Here is a 21,325-nt window from a genome sequence, read left to right on the forward strand (position 1 = left end):
ACAAAAAAGAGGCAGATTAAAGCCCCTAATGAATAAATTAGCATTATTTTTAGCTTTTCTGACAAGCTAAGTCTTTTTTTTATGCGTTCTAATTATCAGACTAGACTTTACAGTCTGATTTTTTAGTCTAAACTCCAGTTATAATCGCCAAAGTTTAAATAAAATTTTGAAAAAAGGCACGTTAGAAACGCGCCTCAAAAATTATTAATTAAACTTCAGTTAAGAGATCTAAATTTAGACTATTAGCAGCCTAAACGACGTTTGTAGCCTTCAAAATCTTCACGCATTTTCTTATAGGCCAGATCTCGTTCTTGGGGCGACATATAAGCACGATCGCTTAGAGTGCTTGGCTGCGTCATATAAGCTAGAGTAGAAATGTCTCCTCAAAATTATTTTAAAAAGCTTCGTCTTAACGCCTTACATCAATCCATTACCCAAAACCCCGAACTAACGTTAATTTATCAAATTGCCGAAGAATTAGGTTTTTTTGAGCGAGGACATCTTGCCTCTGATTATAAACAACTGTTTGGTTATTTTCCCTCTGAAACTTTTAAAAATAGAACATAATGAGCCATCTTAATTGTCATTGTGAGCGGTAATAAATTCTAATCAGGACAAAAAATTGTGCGAAAACCGATATGATTGGTAGAAGTGTCGATATCTTCGGGATGGCGAGCGGCGGGACGGTAACGAGCGCAGTAGTTAGGGGCGCAGAGGAAAGAGCCTCCTTTGAGGACTTTACGGGGTTTTCGCCTTGAGGGATGAAGTTTGAGGTTATAACTATCTTCTTCGGTTCCGCCTAGGGGATTTTTCGGGGTACAACAGGCTTTAGTCGGGTTTTTGGGATGTTGTTCCTGATACCAATCTTGTGTCCATTCCCAGACATTACCTATCATGTCATAAAGTCCATAACCATTGGGGGGATAGCTTTCTACTGCTTCTGGACCGGGTGCATGAGGTTTGAGATTTTGCCAAGGAAATTGTCCTTGCCAAGTATTAGCCATGACTTTACCATTAGGCATAAATTCATCACCCCAAGCAAATTCTGCCCCCTCTAAACCCCCTCGTGCAGCAAATTCCCATTGTGCTTCAGTTGGGAGTTCTTTTCCTGCCCATTTTGCATAGGCAAGGGCATCTTCATAGACAATATGTACTACAGGATGGTTTTCTCGATTTTTAATTGAACTTCCAGTACCTTCGGGATGTCGCCAATTTGCCCCCGGCATATATTGCCACCAGCAGACAGTACGAGGATCAACGGGACGATCTGGTTTCACAAAAACGGCAGATCCGGGAACTAATATTTCAGGATCAGCATTAGGATAATCTTCTGCTTTCGGTGGTTTTTCAGCAAAGGTAATATATCCTGTTTCTTTGACAAATTTTCTAAATTGTTTATTAGTGACCAAATATTTATCCATCCAAAAGCCGCTAACGGTTACGGTGTGGACGGGTCCTTCTTCAGGATATTTACGACTGTTTGACCCCATTTCAAATGTTCCCCCCGGAATCCAGATCAGATCTTTATGGGGAGGTTTACCTGGAGCAGATGAGGGGTTTTGAGATATTTGCATACTCAAGATATAGCCTTTATTTTATCAAGGGTTAGAGTGGGTAGGGGCAATGCAGAAATTACCCCTACAGCTTTGAAAGCAAATCGGGTCTATGCTACAGACTAAGCAGATTAGTCACGCCACAACATCCCTATTAATTCTGTCTCAGGATCGATCGCGCCCGCGCCCGCGTCATTTTTAATCGTGACAATGACTTTTTTCAGCTTCGCACCTTCAAACTCGAAAAACTCGAACTCATGTTCGTAGTCTGATGATACAGGCTGTCCGGGATCTCGACCAATATTAAATCCCGCCCCAAACTTACCCGGTTGAGTCAGGAATTGCTCAGGATATTCTGGGAAAGCTTCCTCAATCTTGGTACTTCGCTTAATATCATTGATATAGAGTTGTACCTCTCCTATGGTACTACCACCAAACTTGCTATCCGGTTGTTGATTGGGCTTCTTGTTAAATACAACTTTGAGTGTATTTTCCTCGTCGGCAAGATCAGAGAGTGGACAAGTGATCTTCTGTTGCTGTTGTCCTAACCAGTTATAGACATAACAGAGTTTGCCCTCGTAGATATAGAAACTATATCCACCAAAACTTCCTCCATGAGCTATCATTACCCCTTTAGGAGTCTCACCCGTGGAGAAATCAACAATGGCTTCGATTTCGTAAGAACGACCTCGGGTATTCGGAGCAACGGCTTCGGGAATTTCTGATCCCCCTGGATAATAGGTGTAACTGAAGGTAGCATCCTTTGGGTCATCTTGAGCAAATGCTGGGGGACGTAATTGGGGACGATCTCCACCCATAGCCGAGCGATCATCAATAGGCATACCTTTGTATAACCCTGCTTGCACGAACCACATATACTTCATCTGTTCGAGTTTATCGGCATATTTCGGGTCATTAGCTAAGTTACGAGATTGAGTCGGATCGGGAGTTAATTCCAATTTCAGATCCCCATCCATACAGTACAATTCCCAGATATCCTTCTCAAAATTACCCCAATTAGAAGGCGCAGGAGCATGGACAGTACAAACGTGCCAACCTTTATACCAGACTCCTCTTGTTCCTAGCATCGAATAGAACTGAGTTTCTCGCACTTTCTTGGGTTTTCCATTGGCATCCTTGGGTTTTTGCTGGTCAGAGAGTCTGTAAGCAAATTGATACTCAGGTTGAGCATATTCGGGAGCGAAAGTATAGGCGAAGCTAATTCCCTCAATGGGATTTTGGGTGTAACCTTTAACCACTTCTGGGGGTTCTACACCACACATTTCGTAAAGGGTAGGTACTAAGTCAACCGCGTGAATGTACTGTTTGCGAATCCCCGTATCTGCGATACCCGGTCCACACATCATAAAGGGAGTTGCAGCACCACCTTCATAACCTGACCAACGTTTCCAGTATTTGAAAGGCGTATCAAAGCCCCAAGCCCATCCTGTAGGATAGTGATTATAGGTTTTCAGTGTGCCTAAATCTTGGAGAAGGGCAAAGTTCTTGTCAAAATCATCGGGAATACCGTTAAAGAACAGGTTTTCATTCACTGAACCATTAGGCCCACCTTCTGCACTAGCACCATTATCAGCTACAGCAACAATGATGGTGTTATCCATTTGACCCGTTTCTTCGAGAAAATCGAGCAAACGACCAATTTGTTCATCGGTATAGGTGGAGAATGCCGCATAAATCTCGGCCATACGGATAAATAATGCCTTTTCTTCGGGAATTAATCCTTCCCAAGGTTTTACCCAATCAGTTTGAGGCCACGTCTTACCAGCAGGAACTCCTTGGATCTTAGTGTGGTCAGGGTTAGGTTCTCCAAGCTCACCTTCACCATGAGGATTAATCTCCGAGGGTGTTGTTACCTCATCCCCAAAGATGCCTAATTCTTTCATGTTGGCAAGGACTTCTGTGCGATAGACTTCATAGCCATCTTTAAAGATACTTGTCTCGACAAAGGATAAATCTTTTGGATTATCGGGATCTCCCAGGCTCGTGTTATAATCATAATCTAGGATCTTCTGAGGCCAGATTTGATGGGGTGCATGGTTGGCACCGGGACAGAAGTACATCAGCCAAGGTTTATCTGGAGCGATCGCCTTTTGATCTTGGATAAAGGCAACTGCCTTATCTACCAGGTCTTTCGATAGATGATAACCGTTCTCTGTATCCGCCATATTGGGACCATAAGGAGGTTCAATCAGATGGTTATCATAGACCAGATCTGGATACCATTGATCGGTTTCTCCGCCTAAAAAGCCATAATAGCGTTCAAAACCACGACCTAAAGGCCAATGCCGCTTCGTGGATGCCATATTTGCCTCTTCTTCTGGCACTAAGTGCCATTTACCAAGGGCGAAGGTACTCCAGCCACGCTCACTCAATACGGCTGGAATCATGGCATTTTCAAAGGGAATGCGACCATTATTACCAGGGAAACCCGCTGTCACCTCTTCGATACAAGACATCCCGTTACTGGTAGCATTGCGTCCATTTAATAGGGATGAACGAGTGGGAGAACAAAGAGCGGTAGTGTGAAAGTTGGTATAAATTAAGCCTTTTTTGGCAATACGAGCTAAATTGGGCATTTTAATTTTGCCACCAAACATTTCCCAGGCACCAAATCCCGTATCGTCAATGACTATGTAAAGAATATTCGGTGAATTTGCGGGTGCTTTCGGTTCGGCGTAGGGTTCCCAATCGGGTACGGAATCACGAATATCGAGGGCGATTGTCCCGTTGAATTGTTTAGCCATAGAGTCTCCGTAAGAGGCTTGTCACAGGTGTCTGATTCGCTCGTCTGAGAGCGGCCCATTCAAGTTTGAAGCGTACCAGTAACTGACTGACTAGATGCAGAAACGTTGAATCCTGTCATAAAACTTTACCTTGACGGTTCTTCGTTACTTGTTATGGTTCGATAGGGGGGCATAAATCGACTAAATCTTTATCTGGCAAAAGATTTAATTGAACGGTGGCGGCGAATTCAGTGGCGGTGAAACAAAGCAGTTTATTGATGAGTGTGGGGTATGGCTATTTTTTATTTCATGGAAAAAATATCAAACAAAGACTATTTGGTTGTATTATTATACTAGCTGGTGTTTCTCTGTTAAGCATTCTTTAGTAAAATAAGAAAAGGCTCTTCTGGATCAAGGATGATAATCAAAAATTATGGCGAAAGGCTGGCTAAAAAGCGGCAGCGCATATTTTCAAAATCAGGAATCGCGCCTCTAGGAGGGTTAGTGATTCTCCTTCTCCGCTGCCCCACCAGAGTCCTTCCACAGAGTCAACGGTTAGATAATTACTGTGAAAATTATACAACCAATGGATTAACTGAGGGCATGAATACAAAAATAAAGCCTATTAAAAGAATAAGTTATGAATTAAAGCAATCTTGAACATTTTCGACTTAAGCTGTTTGCTGGCTTTAATTCATAACAAAAAGTAAAACACGAAAACCAGAAGACCCAAATCTGAATGGCTTATTAATAACCGGAAAAACTGGCTCAATAGATAATCTCCTTGTTTACTTTATTACTAAAAAAATATGGCTAAAGGGGATCAAATATACGCTTATCGGCAATTGCTCAATCTTCAGGGTGTTTATGCCCATCATGGCATCGATTGCGGTGATGGTAGCGTCATTCATTACCGAAAACCGAGCGAGATTGTTGAACGAACTTCCCTAGAAACCTTTGCTAGGGGCGGTAAAATCTATGTGGTGCGCCATGTAGAGGTGGGATTTTCCTTTATCCCCGATGTGGTGGTAGAAAGGGCGCTAAGTCGTCTGGGGGAGCAGAAATATAATCTTCTTTTTAACAACTGCGAACATTTTGCCACTTGGTGTAAGACCGGTATTAGCAAAAGTCAACAGATAGAAGAATTTATCCCGATTATTACCCATTTACAAGCGGTGGGACTCTACGAACCTCTGAAAAAATCCCTCATCGGAGCCGACCCCAACAATGCCCAAACCCTGTTAAAAGGGGCTTTAAGCAATCTTAAGGTCAGTTGGGATGAAATTCAACCCCAGTACAAAAAAGCCATTCAAGAAGCAGAAACATGGAATCGAGTAGCGATCGAAGCTTTAAGCAGAAATCGCGATGATTTAGCCCGGGAAGCCCTGAAACGCAAGGTAGAAGCCAAAAAACAGGCAAAACGCCATCAGGAACAATTGGATCAAATAGCGGCCATGACCGAAAATGTTCTTAAAAGTCTGGTGATTGCTAACGGTTAGTCTGGATGTAAGTAGGGTTGGCTGAATAAATCTAAAAACCTTGTTGGATAAGGCTTTTAGACTTTTTTCCCTCAAAAAGTGCTGACCATTGGAGTGATCGGGGGTAAAATTCAGGTACTTTTTCCCTGAAAATTAGGTAACTGACTACCTCAAAATCGGTAAAACCCTACACCCCACACCCCACACCCCACACCCTGCCCCCACCAACAAACTTTTTGCCGCAAACCCTATCTAACCCTCTGCCAATTGCCTCGGTTGATTCCCATCCACATCAGGTAATTTTAGTTGTTCGCCATGGAAATCTGGATTATTTTACGTTTTTCAATCGCCGCTGCCATTATCGCTTTAGTTTGCTGGTCTTTAGCCAGTGCCGTGCGCGATAGTTGGCAAGTTGCCCGACGGATGCACTCCATCCCTTGCTCCCACTGCCGCTACTTTACCAACGATTATCGCCTCAAATGTAGTGTACAACCCAGGAGCGCCAACACCGAACAAGCGATCGACTGCGGTGATTATTTTCCCGGGGCCTAGTCGGCAATAATACCGAAAAGCTTTTCGAGATGGTGCGAAATTTGCTAGTCTAGGCTAAATAGGTCTGAAATAGTATAGAAACGTGGATACAATTATTGGTCGGGGCAAAACAGCCCGTAGAGCTTACGGTATCGATGAAATCGCACTTGTACCCGGAGTGCGAACCCTCGATCCTAGTTTAGCCGATACCCGTTGGTCTCTCGGCAATATCGAGCGGGAAATCCCGATTATCGCCAGCGCTATGGATGGGGTGGTGGATACTAAAATGGCCGTCCTTCTCTCCGAGTTGGGGGCGCTAGGGGTACTAAACCTCGAAGGTATTCAAACTCGTTACGAGGATCCTAACCCGATTCTCGATCGCATTACCGCAGTCGGCAAAGCAGAATTCGTCGGTTTAATGCAGGAACTCTACGCAGAACCGATTAAACCGCAACTAATCGAGCTTCGTATCCAAGAAATTCAAGAAAAAGGCGGTATTGCGGCAGTTAGCCTCACCCCTGCCGGTGCCGTCAAATACGGTGCTATCGTTGCCCAAGCAGCGGCCGATATTCTCTTTGTCCAAGCAACGGTTGTTTCCACTGCCCATTTATCCCCGGAAGCTATCACCCCCCTCGATTTAGTGCAATTGTGCCAAGAAATGCCCATTCCCGTGGTTTTGGGTAACTGCGTCACCTACGAAGTCGCCCTTAACCTGATGAAAACTGGGGCAGCCGGGGTTTTAGTCGGTATCGGTCCAGGGGCCGCCTGTACTTCTCGCGGCGTTTTAGGGGTGGGAGTTCCCCAGGCCACTGCTGTGGCCGATTGTGCCGCCGCTAGGGACGATTTTTTCCGAGAAACCGGTAAATACGTCCCCGTTATTGCCGATGGCGGCATTATTACCGGCGGTGATATCTGCAAATGTATCGCCTGTGGGGCCGATGCGGTGATGATTGGTTCTCCCATTGCCCGGTCCGTGGAGGCCCCCGGCCGCGGTTTTCACTGGGGTATGGCCACACCTAGTCCGGTTCTACCCCGGGGAACCAGGATTAGTGTGGGCAGTACGGGAACTATTGCCGAAATCCTCGTCGGACCGGCAAAATTAGATGATGGTACTCATAACCTCCTAGGGGCGCTGAAAACCAGTATGGGGACTTTAGGTGCTAAGAACTTAAAGGAAATGCAACAGGTGGAAGTGGTGATTGCCCCCTCGCTGCTGACGGAGGGTAAAGTCTATCAAAAGGCCCAGCATTTAGGTATGGGTAAATAAAAGTTATCAGTGAACAGTGATCGGTTATCATCAGTGTTAAGTTTTTGATTTGTGCTGGAGATGGGTTTTTTGCTTGGTATGACCATCCCCTTCAGGTTCGGTTCTACCGACTGCCACTATCTCAAAAAACTGTTAAATTGGAAGAACCAAAAGGATAGTTTATAAAAAAATTGAGTTAAGGAGATCAAAGGTGTATAGAGAAAACGATCGCCCTCACAATTTATTCGGTACCGATAGTGAATTTTCCGAGAGTTTGTGGCAGTATGTCCAGACCTTAAGTCCCGAAACAATCGCCCAACTCTCGAAACCAGAATCCCAAGAGGTTTTTCAAGTGATGGAACGCAACATTATCGGACTTTTGGGCAACCTTCCTTCCGAACATTTCGGTGTCACTATCAGTACCAGTCGCGAACATCTGGGCCGGTTATTGGCCTCGGCAATGATGAGTGGTTACTTTCTCCGCAATGCTGAACAGAGAATGAATTTTGAAAAATCCCTCGCTAGTCTCCAGAGCGGTTCCAGCGATTTTTAAAGTTGAGCGGTAGTTAGTTTGAAAGGGAAAAAGAAGCAATCAGATTTTAGTTACAAGATAACTTTGATCTGACTGATAACTGATAACTGATAACTGATAACTGATTAAAGACAGTTTTGCTGCCAGAGTAGCTCTTTTTCGATTCCTTGTTTTTCTCCGGGGGGTACAGTCCTTTCCCGCATAATATAAAGTTGCAGGGATTTAATCTGTTGATCACTACCGTGCTGCTGATTCCAGTTTTGACAGAGATAATGACCAAACTCTCCATAAACTGACCGACCGATAGCTCGATTAAGATTAATAAAATATTGTCGCCACTGCATGGTTTTATACAAACGATTGCGATCGCTATCCGTGGGTTTATCCCAAATTACCGGCTGTCCTTCTCTAAATAAATCTACCGTGGAACCATCGACTAATTGACTGACTGCCAGAAACCAAGCATCATCCCGGGGCGGACCAGGGGCAAAAATACTCCAATATTGGTCCAAACGGGTAACTCTTGCCAGAATATCAATTGTATTAAAAGTACGACGGGTGAGCAAGCGATCGAGGGATTGAACTAAAGGTGTATTTAAGTCACCCCTATCGACCGATTGCCGGACAAAACTGCGTAAATTCCAGATACTGGTCAACAATAAGAAGAAAATTACCAAAATATTTAAGGGTAAAGAGGATTTAATCGTCAGGGGACAAAACTTGAGAGGTTTAGTGAAATTGCCCATAAAACGACGATGGGAGGCAATCCACTCATAAATTCTCGTTCCTAGGGTCATGAGGGGCGGTAAACGCAAAATTGGGGCTAAAAACCAGAAAATCGGCGAAAGACTGACAATATAAACCAATGCTGACCATTTAAACCAGCGTTTTCCCTGCCAATCTTCCACTACCCAAGAATTTTGGGCCACCATATCCTCGTATATTGAGGGGTTATCTTGCGCGACTAACAGGGGAGTGCCGGGTAAAATGAGAAAAGTGCGGAGAAGATAAACAACTTTCTTACAAAATCCACAATCTCGATCGTAATTAATCCTTAAACCTTCTCTTTCTGGGGTTATCATCCGTTTTTGTCCCCAATCCCAGACAAGACTAGGTATGATCGGCAACCAATGGGTAACACTCAAAAACGGGAAAATTCCCAGATGAAAACTGAGAGCAAAACCGATATGTAAGAGAATAAACGAGAGAATAGCGACTATTTTAAAGAAACTATTGCGAAAGGGAATAAAAATAAGCAGTGGACCCACCCATTCAAAGATTAACGCTGAAAAGGTCAGGATTTTTAGTAATTGTTGCGGTAAAGATAGTAAGAAACCAGCAAAAGCAGTACCGTATTGATCGTAACTGAGAGAGTAATAAACGGCCGTACCATCGGGCCACCAAGTCTCACTTTTGGTTTTAAAGGCCGCTGACCACATATAGATGTAACACACCTGTATCATAAAAGCCACCGTGGCAGCCGAAACTACGCGCTTGGGTAAGGGGTTGGGATTGGTGTTTAAGGCACTTTCCACGGAATAACAGGCACCGAGGGGTAAAAACATCGCCCAGAATAATACTGCCCGGATTACGTCATCGGCGGCAAATAGTAACAGGGGGTTGCGATGATGTAAAGAGACGATTAGCGCCCAAGTGGCGATCGTGGCTAAACGGGTATGATAGCCAATTAAGAGCAATAATGCGATCGCTATAGCGACAATAAACAGGATACTCTGCACCAGCACCGAGTCACTGAGAGCAAAAATAGACCAGTAAAAAGGACTAGCAGAGACTTTTGATAAGCTTCCTAGAGGTAAAACCCCTAATTCGCTGTAATGGGCAGTTACTTGGCTAAAACGAACCGATAAATCGACTAAAACCACTAACGCCAAGGCAATGCGAAATAAAGCCAGCGATCGCAGGTCAAACCCGAAAATCTCTGCCAGTCTTTGTCTAAATGATTTTGCCATTATCGCCATAGGATGATGATTCCCTCCACTTTTTCAATAAACCTACTTTATAGCAAGTAAAAAGGCCAAAGGCAAAAGAAAGCTGTATTCTCCGAGTCAGTATTCAGGAGATTATTTTTATTTATTCTTCTCTCCCATCTCCCATCTCCCTCATAGGTATAGGTTTTTTACATTAGAACTCTTGCGAATTAATTATATGTCATAATTATAGGTTAACTAATTTTTTTTTTGGAAAATTAGTTAGTACATTTCTTCTGAATGAAAACCTGAAGTTTTGCTTTTAACTCAAAACTCTTTAGATATGCTTTAATTTGGTTGTCAAAACCTCTTTATTTAAGCATCACAAACTTTATCAATTATAAAAATTGAGAATAAATTCTCCTTGACTTGATTAATGTTTGGCAACTTTTAAGAAGCTGCTACACCTAACTCACACTTACAAACAGCCGCCAACAGGTTAGGGACTTGCGCTTTGATAATGTACCTTTTGGGCGAACGCAGTTCGCCCCTACATTGTGAACAAAATCCGTCACTGAGTTAAAAAGGAAAATTGAGGTAGAATAAATGAGTGTTATCCTGTTAGAATCGAAACTACAGCATCGATCAAGGAGTGAAACAAATATGCCGGCGGGCTATGAAGAAAATCCCAGAATGCCCCTAGATAAAGTTATTTTTGTTATTGCTTGCATCTATCTAGGTTGGGTGGTGGCATGGCTAATCAGTCAAAAAAATGCCCCCATCTCTCAAAATGGCACGATTTCCCAGGAAGATAAAAAATTTATTGCCTATCTGCAATCATCCCTTGCTATTATTGATCGCCAAAGTCAAACTTCATCCCCCGATCCCAATCCTGCTGCCAAAAATAACCCTTCTCCAGTAGTGCCAGTTCTACCAGCACCACCCGCTAATTTACCGGTTAATAATACTCCCCAGATCATAGAAAGAATTTACGTTCCTGTTTATCCCCAAACCCCTGAAACTACTGCCAAACTTGTCCCAGTTACACCCTCAAGTCCCGACATTGCTGCACCACCATTACCGGCTGCTCCCCAGGTAAATCGACCGGTGGCAGCGGTTATTCCTACCAATAATCAGGTGAAAAATACCCTGGTGGGGGTGATGGATTTAGGCGATCGATCTACAGCTTTATTTGATAATAAGGGCATAACTACCCGTATTTCTCCGGGGGAATTTGTCAACGGTTGGACTTTAGTGGAAGTTGGCAATCAACAGGTTATTTTGTCTCGCAATGGCCAAACAAAAGTCCTAGAAGTGGGACAATCTTTTTAGGTTAAACGACGGATAAATTCCAAGGGTAAACCGTCTGTATCGGCAATAAAGGTGACTTCATAGACATGATCGCCGATCATCTGTTGTTGGGGGGGCAAAAGAATATTTAAAGGTTGATATAAATTGGCATCCTCTTGATGGGCTTGCTGAAAGTTATTTGTTAATTTTTCTAACCATTCTGGTAAATTGCTGACATTTTCTGTTAGGTCAAAAGACAAGTGATAATAACCGACATAATGCTGATCACCAAAGGCATCGGGTGCGGGTTTCGGTTGGGGAATTTGGATTAATTCGATGCGTCCGTTTAACCCGATGAGCCAACAGGCCAAAGTATAACCCGTGGTGAATCTTTCCTCTAGGGTAAAACCGAGAAGTTGATAAAAAGCGATCGCCCGATGGATATTAGCCGTCCGAATAGAAGCATGGTGCATTTTCAGTGATCAGTAATCAGTCAAAAAGACGAAAATAGGGATAGCGTTTGGGAACCCCCGGTTCTTTTTCCAGATCAAAGTTAATTACATCCCAACAGGGTTCATCGGGGGCATCGGGACTAAATTCTACTGGTAAACCGTAGAGACGGGGAATAGCGGCTTCACCCGGTTCATTACCGCGCCAAGTGGTGTTACGTTCTAGGTAGGAACTAACTAAATCCCGATAACGGTTGGCAATAATTACTTTAGTCGCTTTAAATCCTTGGGTATAGAGGCGATCGAGTGCTTCGTGAATCTCAAAACGAATACCATCCGGGTGAGTGTGTTGACGATACCACTCACCATTCCAGAGTCGCCAATGCCGTCCTGACTGCAAGTGAACCAACTCACCCGTTTTGGGATCGGCTTCAAAAGCCCCATGGCGCGGACACAAATAGGTATCCGTCAAAGTGAGGGCGGGGATTAGCTGCCGACAGTGAGGACAATGGATATCGGGGCCAAAAACAGGGTATTGTAAACTTGCATTGATCATGGAAGAACCTAAACTAAAAATTGTTATCTTTGTACCAATAATCCTATATATATTATACCCAACCAAATTGGACGGGTATTCTCTTTCGACTTTAGTGCAGATCCTCCCATGTCTTTAGATAACTTAAGATCAACTTCTAATTTCTGGCCGATTGTCGATGTCAGTCAAGCGGCTTTTATCGCCCCTAATGCCACGGTAATAGGCGATATTTCCCTAGCTGTGGGGGTGAGTGTTTGGTATGGGGCGGTATTGCGTGCCGACGTGGAACGCATCGAAATTGGGTCCTATACTAATATCCAAGATGGGGCGATCCTACACGGAGATCCAGGCAAAATTACTATCCTTGAAGATTACGTTACCATCGGGCATCGGGCGGTAATTCACGCAGCCCATATTGAACGCGGTTGTTTAATCGGCATTGGGGCAGTGATTCTCGATGGTGTGCGCGTCGGGGCGGGTAGTATTGTCGGGGCGGGTAGTATTGTGACAAAAGATATACCACCGCGATCTTTAGTGGTGGGTATTCCCGCTAAACGCGTCCGGGAAGTGTCGTCACAGGAGGCTCAAGAGTTGATTGAACACGCCGAGCGTTATGCTAAACTTGCCCTCGTTCATGGGGGAAAAGGTACTGATACCGGATTCCCAAAAGGGGCGGTTTAGGGTATAAATATAAAATGAGAATCAAGTAACAATCTTTTAAGCACTGACCGAGGAGAAGGAAATCTATGGACTGGAGAGTGTTAATCGTTTTAACCCCTTTGCTTATTGCTGGTGGCTGGGCTTTCTTCAATATCGGCGCTGCCGCTATTAGACAAGCTCAACAGTTTCTCAGCAAACAAAGTTAATAAAAGTTTATAATTTTTAGTAAAACCGATCCCCTAGGCGATCGGTTTTTAATTTTTCCTTATGGGGCGATCGCTGATTGGGTTGTAGGGTGTAGGGTGTGGGGTGTAGGGTGTAGGGTGTGGGGTGTAGGGTGTGGGGGGAATAAATAAAAATAATCTCCTGAATCCTGAATCCTGACTCCTGAATCCTGTCTCCTGAATCCTGAATCCTGAATCCTGACTCCTGGCTCCTGAATCCTGTCTCCTAACCCCACCAATATACCTTTTCAGCAATCTCTACCTAACCATGAAATCTAACTATCAAAATCTCATTGAAGAACTTGCCCATCTGGAAATTATCACCGATCCGGGACAAGTGGCGAAACTTTCCTTAGATTATTATCATTTTAGTCCCATTTTAGAGGCACAACTGCAAGATAAACGGGCTGATTTAGTCATTCGTCCCCACAATAGCCAAGAAGTTATTGACATCGCTAAAACCTGCGTTAAATACCAAATTCCTTTAACAGTTAGAGGTGCGGGTACAGGTAATTATGGTCAATGTGTTCCCTTGCAGGGAGGAGTAATTTTAGACACAACCAAACTAACAAAAATTATCTCGATCGAACCGGGTACAGCACGGGTAGAAGCGGGGGTAAAAATGGCATTTTTTGATAAACAAGCTCGCGCAATCGGTTGGGAATTAAGAATGGCTCCCTCTACCTATCGGACGGCGACAATTGGCGGTTTTATCGGGGGTGGCAGTGTGGGCATGGGTTCGATTAATTATGGACAATTGAAGGATAGGGGCAATCTGCAAGCAGTGCAGTTAGTCACCCTAGAAACAGAACCAAAAATTATCGAACTACGGGGGGATGAGGTAGAAAAAGTCAATCATGCCTACGGAACCAATGGTATTATTACCGAGTTAGAAATAGCCCTCGCTCCCTGTTATCCTTGGGCAGAATTTATCGTTACTTTTGCCGATTTTATCACCGCCGCTAAATTCGGTCAAGCTCTTAGTGATAGTGATGGCATTGTCAAGAAAATGGTTAGCGTTCACTCCTGGCCAATTCCCGCTTATTTTATCGCTCTTAAGGATTATTTACCCACAGGAAAAGCGGCAGTTTTGTTAATAGTATCGGACAGCGATCGAGTCGCATTAGAATCTTTAATTAAAGAATATAATGGTGAACTTACCTACTATAAAACGCCAGAAGAAACCCAAAAAGGCAACAGTATCTTAGAATTTACTTGGAATCATACCACTCTCCATGCGCGTAGTTGTAACCCCAAAATAACTTATCTACAGGCTTTTTATTTTAATCTAGCCACGGTAGAGAAACTCTATAATTATTTTGGGGAGGAAATAATGATGCACCTAGAATTTTTGAGATTTCAAGGTAAAGTTATTCCCGCCGGTCTTCCCTTGCTAGAATTTACCACAGAAACTCGATTAAATGAGATTATTGCTATCTATGAACAACAGGGGGCAGCTATTGCCAATCCTCACACTTATATCATGGAAGATGGCGGCAGCAGACAGATTAATCCGCTACAACTAGAATTTAAACAACTCGTCGATCCCTACGGATTGAACAATCCGGGTAAAATGCGAGCATGGGTTGAAGCAAGGGGGTAGGGATTCGATTCAAGCTAAATTAAACAAGATAAGTAGGTAGGCGTTAAAAACTATTAGATGCCCCCCTTATCAAGGGGGGATTAAGGGGGGATCGAACCTAAAACACTAACCGGTGAAAAGGGAGTGGGGAAAACAAAACTCTCCGCTGCCCCTTGCCTATTCCCGGACTTACCCCGATCCGATACAATTAAACGGTTGTCTTGGAAGAATTAATAGTGATCGAGCGTTATACTCTCCCCGCAATGGGGAATTTGTGGACGGATAGATATAAATATCAAACATGGCTAGAGGTAGAGATAGCCGTCTGTGAAGCGCAGGCAGAATTAGGCTATATTCCCGGGGATGCAGTAGAAGAAATTAAGGCAAAAGCTAATTTTGATCCCGATCGCATTTTAGAAATAGAAGCAGAAGTGCGCCACGATGTCATCGCCTTTTTAACAAATGTTAACGAATATGTGGGCGAGCCGGGGCGTTATATTCATTTGGGTTTAACCAGTTCTGATGTATTAGATACCGCTCTGTCCTTACAATTAGTCGCCAGTTTAAACCTGATTCTAGAACAATTAGAAGATTTCATTCAAGCCCTGCGCTATCGCGCCCAAGAACACCGTTATACAGTCATGGTGGGACGTTCCCACGGCATTCACGCCGAACCGATCACCTTTGGCTTTAAACTAGCGGGATGGTTAGCGGAAGTGCTGCGGGGACGCGATCGTTTAATTCGCTTGCGCCAAGACATCGCCATCGGTAAAATATCCGGTGCAGTGGGAACCTATGCCAATATTGACCCGAAAATTGAGGCGTTAACCTGTCAGAAGCTAGGATTAGAACCGGATACCGCTTCCACTCAAGTTATCTCGCGCGATCGACACGCCGATTATGTGCAACAATTAGCCTTATTAGCGGCTTCGATCGAACGTTTTGCCGTGGAGATTCGCAACCTGCAAAGAACCGATGTCCTAGAAGTGGAAGAATACTTTTCCAAAGGACAAAAAGGCTCCTCCGCTATGCCCCATAAACGTAATCCCATCCGTTCAGAACGCTTAACGGGAATGGCGAGAATTATCCGTAGTCATAGCGTTTCCGCTTTAGAAAATATCGCCCTCTGGCACGAAAGAGATATTTCCCATAGTTCCGTAGAACGGGTGATGCTGCCAGATGTTTGCATTTTGACCCACTTTATGCTCAAGGAAATCACCGATTTAGTCAAAAATCTGCTAGTGTATCCCGAAAACATGAAGCGAAATATGAATGTTTACGGTGGCGTGATTTTCAGTCAAAGAGTTCTTTTAACTTTGGTGAGTAAGGGAATTAGCCGGGAATCTGCCTATAAAATCGTCCAAGAAAACGCCCATCGCGCTTGGAACACCGATAACGGCAATTTTAAAGCTTTTATCGGTCAAGATGAGCGAGTTACCGCTATTTTATCCCCCGACGAGATCGAAAGTTGCTTTGATCCCCAGCAGCACCTAAATCATCTTAATAGCATCTACCAAAGGTTAGATATTTAAGGAGCTTTCAGTGATCAGCTAACCACTAGCTTGTTGCTTTAGAAAGGTAATGACAGCGTTTTGGATTGTCGGTTGGCGATCAATTTTTTCTCAGAAAGCGATCGCTATTCGCTTCTCGATCATGGTTGCGTTTGAAGATAAAACTAAAGAATCGGCGCAAGCGAGTACGAATCGGGTAAAATAAGGGTCTGTATTCGGAGTGTTCGTTTTTACGATGAAAATCAAACTCTGGAATTTAGGTAGTATTAAAGAGGCAGAAGTGGATCTTCGGCCTCTAACCGTTATTATTGGCCCGAATAATTCTAATAAAACTTATATCGCCTACTCGATTTATGGGTTATGGATTAATCAGCATGACGGCCTTATTTTTTCTAGTGAAATTTTAGAAAAAATAGAATTTACAAATCAAGCCGATCATTGGTCTTTAAAAATAGACCGACGTTTTTATGATGTTATATCCGAAATTGTTCAAAAGTCCGCATCTGAATTTAGCGGGATAAAACTACAATCATTTTTCCAAGATTCTAGCGGCAAGATTTTTGAAAAAACGAAATTCAGTATCGAAATTTCCGAAGATGATATTAAAACAGCTATAGAAAAAGTTTTAGCGGATACAATTGAATATCGCGGGTCATTAGCTTCACTTGGAATCAAGAAAATCGAGCGAAGCGAGAACAATAATGAGATTTTATTTTATCCAGAAAAAGAAGATAAAATTGATAATTATAAAGACATAGTTTTTCTTAATTTTGTTGCTAATGTTGTAAAATTTTCATTTTCCGATATACTTCCTTTACCCGCCGAAAGAAACGCTTTTATAAATACCTATAAAATGCTGGCCAATAGAAGATATAAGCTACTTAAAGAGAATCAGAGAGAGCTATTAATGCAAAGACGTATTAATCAAGATAGACAGTTAGAGTTACTGAAAGAACAGGGAGATATTCGCTATCCTCAACCAGTAGAGGATTTTTTAGATTTTTTAACTGACATAGAACTAGAAAATAAGCCCGATCCCATTGCCAAAAACAAAAATGATTTTCAAAAATTAGCCGATCAAATTGAAAAGTATATTCAAAATAACAATAAAACAATCTTTAAAAAGACTAAATTCGGAGGCAGAGAAATTAAAGTTTCGGTAAAAAGAAGTTTAGAGATCGATCTTTATAATGCTTCCTCGTCTATTAAACAATTAGCCCCGCTTTTACTCTATTTGCGCTATCGAGCAAAATCGGGGGATTTTCTGGTGATCGATGAGCCTGAAATGAACTTACATCCAGAATCTCAGGTAAAATTGTTAGAATCTTTAGCGATTTTAGTAAATTTAGGAGTTAGAATTTTATTGACGACTCATAGCCCCTATTTGATGGCTCATCTTAACAATATCGTTAATGGTAATCACCAAAATCCAGAACTTTTAGCCGAACAAGCTAAATTGCTTTATCTGCAAGATAGCCGAGCTTTTCTTAAAATGGAACAGGTTAGCGCCTATGAAATGAAAAATAATCAATTACTTTCTTTACACGACCCTGAATACGGTATTCGTTGGGATACTCTCAGCGATGTATCAGTTGATATTCAACAAAAGTTTTTTGCAATTTATGAAGCAGGACAACAAAACCAAGAAACCGAAGAAGGATGTTCCTCAGAAGAAGAATAAACTCGATTGGCAAAAATTTAACTTTTTAGAAAATCTGCTTATTTTCTGTACCGTACCCGATCGGATCGCTCCACCCGAAAGCGGTGTCAGCTTTCGGATTACCAAGCCAAAAAAAGATTCCGTTTGTATTTTATTTAAAACTGATCGTCAGAAGGATCCTCTCGTTAGAGATCAAAATCAGAAAAGACCTGATTATTTATCTCTTTTTATTCAGAATGGCTTACTTCTGCTGACGATTATCGAGATGAAGGGAACTAATAAAAATTCCACGAGTACAGGTATCGAACAAATTACAACTTTTAGAGATATTTTAAAACAAGAAATTGCCGATCATGTCACCAGGAAACTCAAATATAAATTACAAGCTATCCTATTAACTCCCTATAATGCCGATATTCCTCGAAAGGCGATCAACGAGGAAGCGGAGAAAGGATTTATTATTTTACCTATCCAGTATAATTTGAAAGCGGAGCTTTATCCTTATGTTTCCAAGACTTACAGGAAAGCGGATTTAAGCAAAATAAATTATATTCACGACGAGCAACATAAAGAATCCGATTGTTTGTTAATCGAAAACTTGTTGGCTAGACAAGCATCGGACAAACGTGAACAGGATAACTATTATTTATGTAAATTCACTCCCACCAAAGATAGAAAAGGCATCTATATAGATTATCAGGTGTCGAGCGATCGAGACTTGATCACCCTATTAACCGTATTAACCGATCCGCAGGGAAAGAAAGTTCAATTGGCTTACTGTAGTGATGATTCTCAAAGTTCAATCGATCAAATTCAGGAAGAGATTAAAAATTTAAACATATATGGAATGGTAGAGATGGTAAGTCGCCTAATCAATAGTTAGTATAAAAAAAAGGTTAATTGCTTTTTATTCTCTTTGATAACAGGGTGAAAATTACTGCTTTTCATCTTAATTCGCTTCCCTTCAATAGTGGATATTATAGTGGTAAGTTGAGAAAGCCAAATGCTGACATTTTCATCATCTTGCCAATTAATTAATTGACTCACCAGAACTGGAGAATGAGTGTTCACTATTACTTGGCGTAAAGGCATTTCAGTATCTTTAAAATCGACAGTTAGCTCTTTTAATAATCTTGCCATTGCTTCAATACGAAAAGGATGAATGCCATTTTCTGGCTCTTCAAAACACAGTAATCCTGTGTGTTGTCGGTCGTATTGCAGGACACATAATGTTAATAAACGTAGGGTTCCTTCGGAAAGCACTCTTGAAGAAAACTCCCGACCATCATCACCTTTTACCTTGATAATAAATTGTCGATTTGCTTTGTCATCATAAACATTAACTTCTGTAAGATTCGGTAGCAGATTATTGAGATCACGGGAAATTGCTGTGAGGTTATATTTATCATCTTGTTTAATGCGAAATAAAGCAGCGGCTAAATTCTTTCCGCTTGCTGTTATTGTATCTCTGATGCCCATATCTTGACGAGTAGGTTCTCGCAAATCTTCGGGATTAAGCTGCATAAACTTCCAACTCAGCATTTCTTGTTTGGCGGCTAATATATGTTTAAAATCTATGGTATTAATGCTGCTTAAAACAGTTTGTGATGCGTTTTTTGCGGGAAATACTTTTTTATTTCCTTGTTGACCGTCTTGAGGTACAACAATGGTAGCAATACCATTAATATCTTCAGTCTTAATATAAGGAATCGCTCTCCTACCCGTTACTACTTTTGGTCGCCAAGTTTCCAATACTGTCTTAGGAATATAATTTTTTACCCAATTATCTTCATTGTGCTTTAAATTTTCTAAACGTTCATCAACAATATACAAGTTTTCAAATCCACTTATATTAGACTCTCGTTTAATTTTTAATTGATAGCGTAATCTTGTATATTTAAGATCAACTTCTCCACCCCAATTATCTTTTACCTTGCGATTGACTAACATTTCAACTATAAATTCCATTTCCGTGGCGTAGTCGTCCTCATCATATTGGGTAAAAAGTTCGCTAGGATGTCCTCTTTGCTCGCTAAAAGCCGTCTTCAGATCCACTTCTGCCAACCGCGTCAACAATTGCAAAGCATCAAATAAATTACTCTTACCAGAAGCATTAACCCCAGCAACTACAGTAAGCGGCGTGAATACCATTTCAAAATTATGAAAGGATTTAAAGCCATGAATTTTAATATAAGTAATCATAGTTTTAGGCGATAGGTAATATTAAAACATCAGCGCGACATTTAACCATACTGGACAATCTTTTTAACTTTCGCCTGATACCGTCCTACTATAATCTAGACATTGGCTTACAGGGGTAGTGCGATGCCGCCGATTTTGTCGGGTGCGTTACCTGCTGCAACGAGGGAGAACGCACCTTACCGATCGATTCCTGAGAGTATAGGGTCTTAGTCTGACAAAACCCATAGACAACAGCTTATCTGGCTGACGGCCGACGGCTGACGACCGGCGGCTAAAAATTAACATTGCAAGAAAACTTAACAATTGGCCAAGAAACTCGATCGAGTAGGTAGAATAGCAAGTAAACCATTTTGTAAACTCCAACCGATTAACTAACTAGAATAGAGATAACCCAGAACGCCTGTGATAGATAAAAGACGCACTACTCGCGATCTCCCCCAAATTAACGAAAGAATCCGCTTTCCCGAAATCCGCGTTATCGATAGCGACGGCTCTCAGCTAGGCATTATTACTCCTGCCGAAGCTTTGCGCGTGGCCGAAGAAAAGGAACTTGATCTCGTCCTCGTCAGTGAAACGGCAAGTCCTCCCGTTTGCCGGATTATGGACTATGGCAAGTACAAGTTTGAACAGGAGAAAAAAGCCCGCGAAGCCAAGAAAAAACAGCATACAGCCGATATAAAAGAAGTTAAAATGCGCTATAAAATCGATGAGCATGACTACAACGTGCGAGTCAACCAAGCGCAACGTTTTTTAAAAGCGGGAGATAAGGTAAAAGCGACGATTACCTTCCGAGGTCGGGAAATTCAACACTCTAACCTAGCGGAAGAATTACTGGCTCGCATGGCCAAGGATTTAGAGGATGTAGCTGAGGTACAGCAAGCACCAAAAAAAGAAGGTCGTAACATGATGATGATGTTATCGCCGAAAAAATAACTAACTAATCCAGAAAAAGGGGCTAAGTCCCCTTTTTTGTTCTTCGGAAATCCCGAAAGGAACCCGATCATTTAAGTAGCTGGTTATAATTAAATTAAAAATGGATTTTAGGTTCGATCCCCCCTGCCCCCCTTGATAAGCTATCCCTTATAGGGATCTTTCTTAACAATTTTTGCAGTAAGCACTCCAACCCTTATCCTGACTTGATTTCAGTTTTTTCTTTGTCAGTAAGGGTGTCAACAAGGAATATTACAAATTGTTAACCGA

Annotated in this window: 20 protein-coding genes and 1 pseudogene; 15 read left to right on the top strand and 6 right to left on the bottom strand. The window is 42.3% G+C overall.

Going from position 1 to position 21,325, the window contains the following annotated elements; genetic code table 11:
- The first annotated feature begins 375 nt into the window (after positions 1–375).
- Positions 376–567 carry a helix-turn-helix domain-containing protein gene (locus tag O9323_RS16295; protein ID WP_002757988.1) on the top strand — a complete coding sequence of 64 codons (192 nt, stop codon included), beginning with the start codon at positions 376–378 and terminating at the stop codon, positions 565–567.
- A 38-nt stretch (positions 568–605) separates the two neighbouring features.
- On the opposite strand, the gene O9323_RS16300 is transcribed toward O9323_RS16295, so the two are convergent.
- Positions 606–1,574, bottom strand: a complete 969-nt coding sequence (locus tag O9323_RS16300) for a formylglycine-generating enzyme family protein (RefSeq protein WP_288125433.1) — start codon at positions 1,572–1,574, stop codon at positions 606–608.
- A 110-nt stretch (positions 1,575–1,684) separates the two neighbouring features.
- Positions 1,685–4,318 (bottom strand): sulfatase-like hydrolase/transferase, encoded by a 2,634-nt coding sequence (locus O9323_RS16305; protein ID WP_288125434.1) that lies wholly within the window; start codon positions 4,316–4,318, stop codon positions 1,685–1,687.
- Positions 4,319–4,846: 528 nt separating this feature from the next.
- Here O9323_RS16305 and O9323_RS16310 point away from each other — a divergent pair.
- The 5 genes and pseudogenes from O9323_RS16310 to O9323_RS16330 all read left to right on the top strand — a co-directional run.
- Positions 4,847–4,997: pseudogene (locus tag O9323_RS16310) on the top strand (transposase); the annotation flags it as partial.
- A gap of 109 nt (positions 4,998–5,106) precedes the next feature.
- Positions 5,107–5,796, top strand: coding sequence for a lecithin retinol acyltransferase family protein (locus O9323_RS16315; RefSeq protein ID WP_288125435.1), 690 nt, complete (start codon positions 5,107–5,109; stop codon positions 5,794–5,796).
- Between the two features lie 294 nt (positions 5,797–6,090).
- Positions 6,091–6,327: a hypothetical protein gene (locus O9323_RS16320; RefSeq protein ID WP_043997914.1), complete on the top strand. Its 237-nt coding sequence runs from the start codon at positions 6,091–6,093 to the stop codon at positions 6,325–6,327.
- A gap of 82 nt (positions 6,328–6,409) precedes the next feature.
- Positions 6,410–7,573: a GuaB3 family IMP dehydrogenase-related protein gene (locus O9323_RS16325; protein WP_002747415.1), complete on the top strand. Its 1,164-nt coding sequence runs from the start codon at positions 6,410–6,412 to the stop codon at positions 7,571–7,573.
- A 190-nt stretch (positions 7,574–7,763) separates the two neighbouring features.
- A complete protein-coding gene (locus O9323_RS16330) occupies positions 7,764–8,105 on the top strand; it encodes a DUF760 domain-containing protein (RefSeq protein ID WP_002747411.1) in 342 nt (113 codons plus the stop codon).
- Between the two features lie 104 nt (positions 8,106–8,209).
- Here O9323_RS16330 and O9323_RS16335 read toward each other — a convergent pair whose 3' ends face one another.
- Positions 8,210–10,063: a hypothetical protein gene (locus tag O9323_RS16335; protein ID WP_288125436.1), complete on the bottom strand. Its 1,854-nt coding sequence runs from the start codon at positions 10,061–10,063 to the stop codon at positions 8,210–8,212.
- A 612-nt stretch (positions 10,064–10,675) separates the two neighbouring features.
- On the opposite strand from O9323_RS16335, the gene O9323_RS16340 reads away from it, so the two are divergent.
- Positions 10,676–11,344: a hypothetical protein gene (locus O9323_RS16340; RefSeq protein ID WP_024969345.1), complete on the top strand. Its 669-nt coding sequence runs from the start codon at positions 10,676–10,678 to the stop codon at positions 11,342–11,344.
- On the opposite strand, the gene O9323_RS16345 is transcribed toward O9323_RS16340, so the two are convergent.
- Positions 11,341–11,775, bottom strand: a complete 435-nt coding sequence (locus tag O9323_RS16345) for a VOC family protein (RefSeq protein WP_002736212.1) — start codon at positions 11,773–11,775, stop codon at positions 11,341–11,343. The two genes, O9323_RS16340 and O9323_RS16345, sit on opposite strands and share 4 nt — an antisense overlap.
- Positions 11,776–11,791: 16 nt before the next feature.
- Positions 11,792–12,307: a TIGR02652 family protein gene (locus O9323_RS16350; RefSeq protein ID WP_002737231.1), complete on the bottom strand. Its 516-nt coding sequence runs from the start codon at positions 12,305–12,307 to the stop codon at positions 11,792–11,794.
- A gap of 108 nt (positions 12,308–12,415) precedes the next feature.
- On the opposite strand from O9323_RS16350, the gene O9323_RS16355 reads away from it, so the two are divergent.
- The 7 genes from O9323_RS16355 (at position 12,416) to O9323_RS16385 (ending at position 18,806) form a co-directional block, all read left to right on the top strand.
- Entirely contained in the window at positions 12,416–12,967 is a 552-nt protein-coding gene (locus tag O9323_RS16355) for a gamma carbonic anhydrase family protein (protein WP_002753087.1), read from the top strand.
- A 65-nt stretch (positions 12,968–13,032) separates the two neighbouring features.
- Complete coding sequence (locus O9323_RS16360) at positions 13,033–13,152, top strand: photosystem II protein Y (RefSeq protein ID WP_002737284.1); 120 nt, start codon at positions 13,033–13,035, stop codon at positions 13,150–13,152.
- Positions 13,153–13,438: 286 nt separating this feature from the next.
- A complete protein-coding gene (locus O9323_RS16365) occupies positions 13,439–14,773 on the top strand; it encodes an FAD-binding oxidoreductase (RefSeq protein WP_016514953.1) in 1,335 nt (444 codons plus the stop codon).
- Positions 14,774–14,988: 215 nt separating this feature from the next.
- Positions 14,989–16,284 carry an adenylosuccinate lyase gene (purB, locus tag O9323_RS16370; RefSeq protein ID WP_002781633.1) on the top strand — a complete coding sequence of 432 codons (1,296 nt, stop codon included), beginning with the start codon at positions 14,989–14,991 and terminating at the stop codon, positions 16,282–16,284.
- 49 nt (positions 16,285–16,333) lie between these two features.
- Positions 16,334–16,468 (top strand): hypothetical protein, encoded by a 135-nt coding sequence (locus O9323_RS16375; protein WP_256377576.1) that lies wholly within the window; start codon positions 16,334–16,336, stop codon positions 16,466–16,468.
- A 30-nt stretch (positions 16,469–16,498) separates the two neighbouring features.
- Positions 16,499–17,944 carry an AAA family ATPase gene (locus tag O9323_RS16380; RefSeq protein ID WP_288125437.1) on the top strand — a complete coding sequence of 482 codons (1,446 nt, stop codon included), beginning with the start codon at positions 16,499–16,501 and terminating at the stop codon, positions 17,942–17,944.
- The gene (locus tag O9323_RS16385; protein ID WP_288125438.1) at positions 17,886–18,806 is read left to right on the top strand and encodes a hypothetical protein; all 921 of its coding nucleotides are present in this window, start codon (positions 17,886–17,888) and stop codon (positions 18,804–18,806) included. The genes O9323_RS16380 and O9323_RS16385 overlap by 59 nt, the downstream gene beginning before the upstream one ends.
- On the opposite strand, the gene O9323_RS16390 is transcribed toward O9323_RS16385, so the two are convergent.
- Positions 18,803–20,125: an AAA family ATPase gene (locus O9323_RS16390; protein WP_288125439.1), complete on the bottom strand. Its 1,323-nt coding sequence runs from the start codon at positions 20,123–20,125 to the stop codon at positions 18,803–18,805. The two genes, O9323_RS16385 and O9323_RS16390, sit on opposite strands and share 4 nt — an antisense overlap.
- A 402-nt stretch (positions 20,126–20,527) precedes the next feature.
- On the opposite strand from O9323_RS16390, the gene infC reads away from it, so the two are divergent.
- A complete protein-coding gene (gene infC / locus O9323_RS16395; RefSeq protein WP_002736104.1) occupies positions 20,528–21,058 on the top strand; it encodes a translation initiation factor IF-3 in 531 nt (176 codons plus the stop codon).
- Positions 21,059–21,325 lie beyond the last annotated feature (267 nt).

Source organism: Microcystis sp. LE19-131.1A (assembly GCF_027532015.1).
Classification (GTDB): domain Bacteria; phylum Cyanobacteriota; class Cyanobacteriia; order Cyanobacteriales; family Microcystaceae; genus Microcystis; species Microcystis ichthyoblabe_A.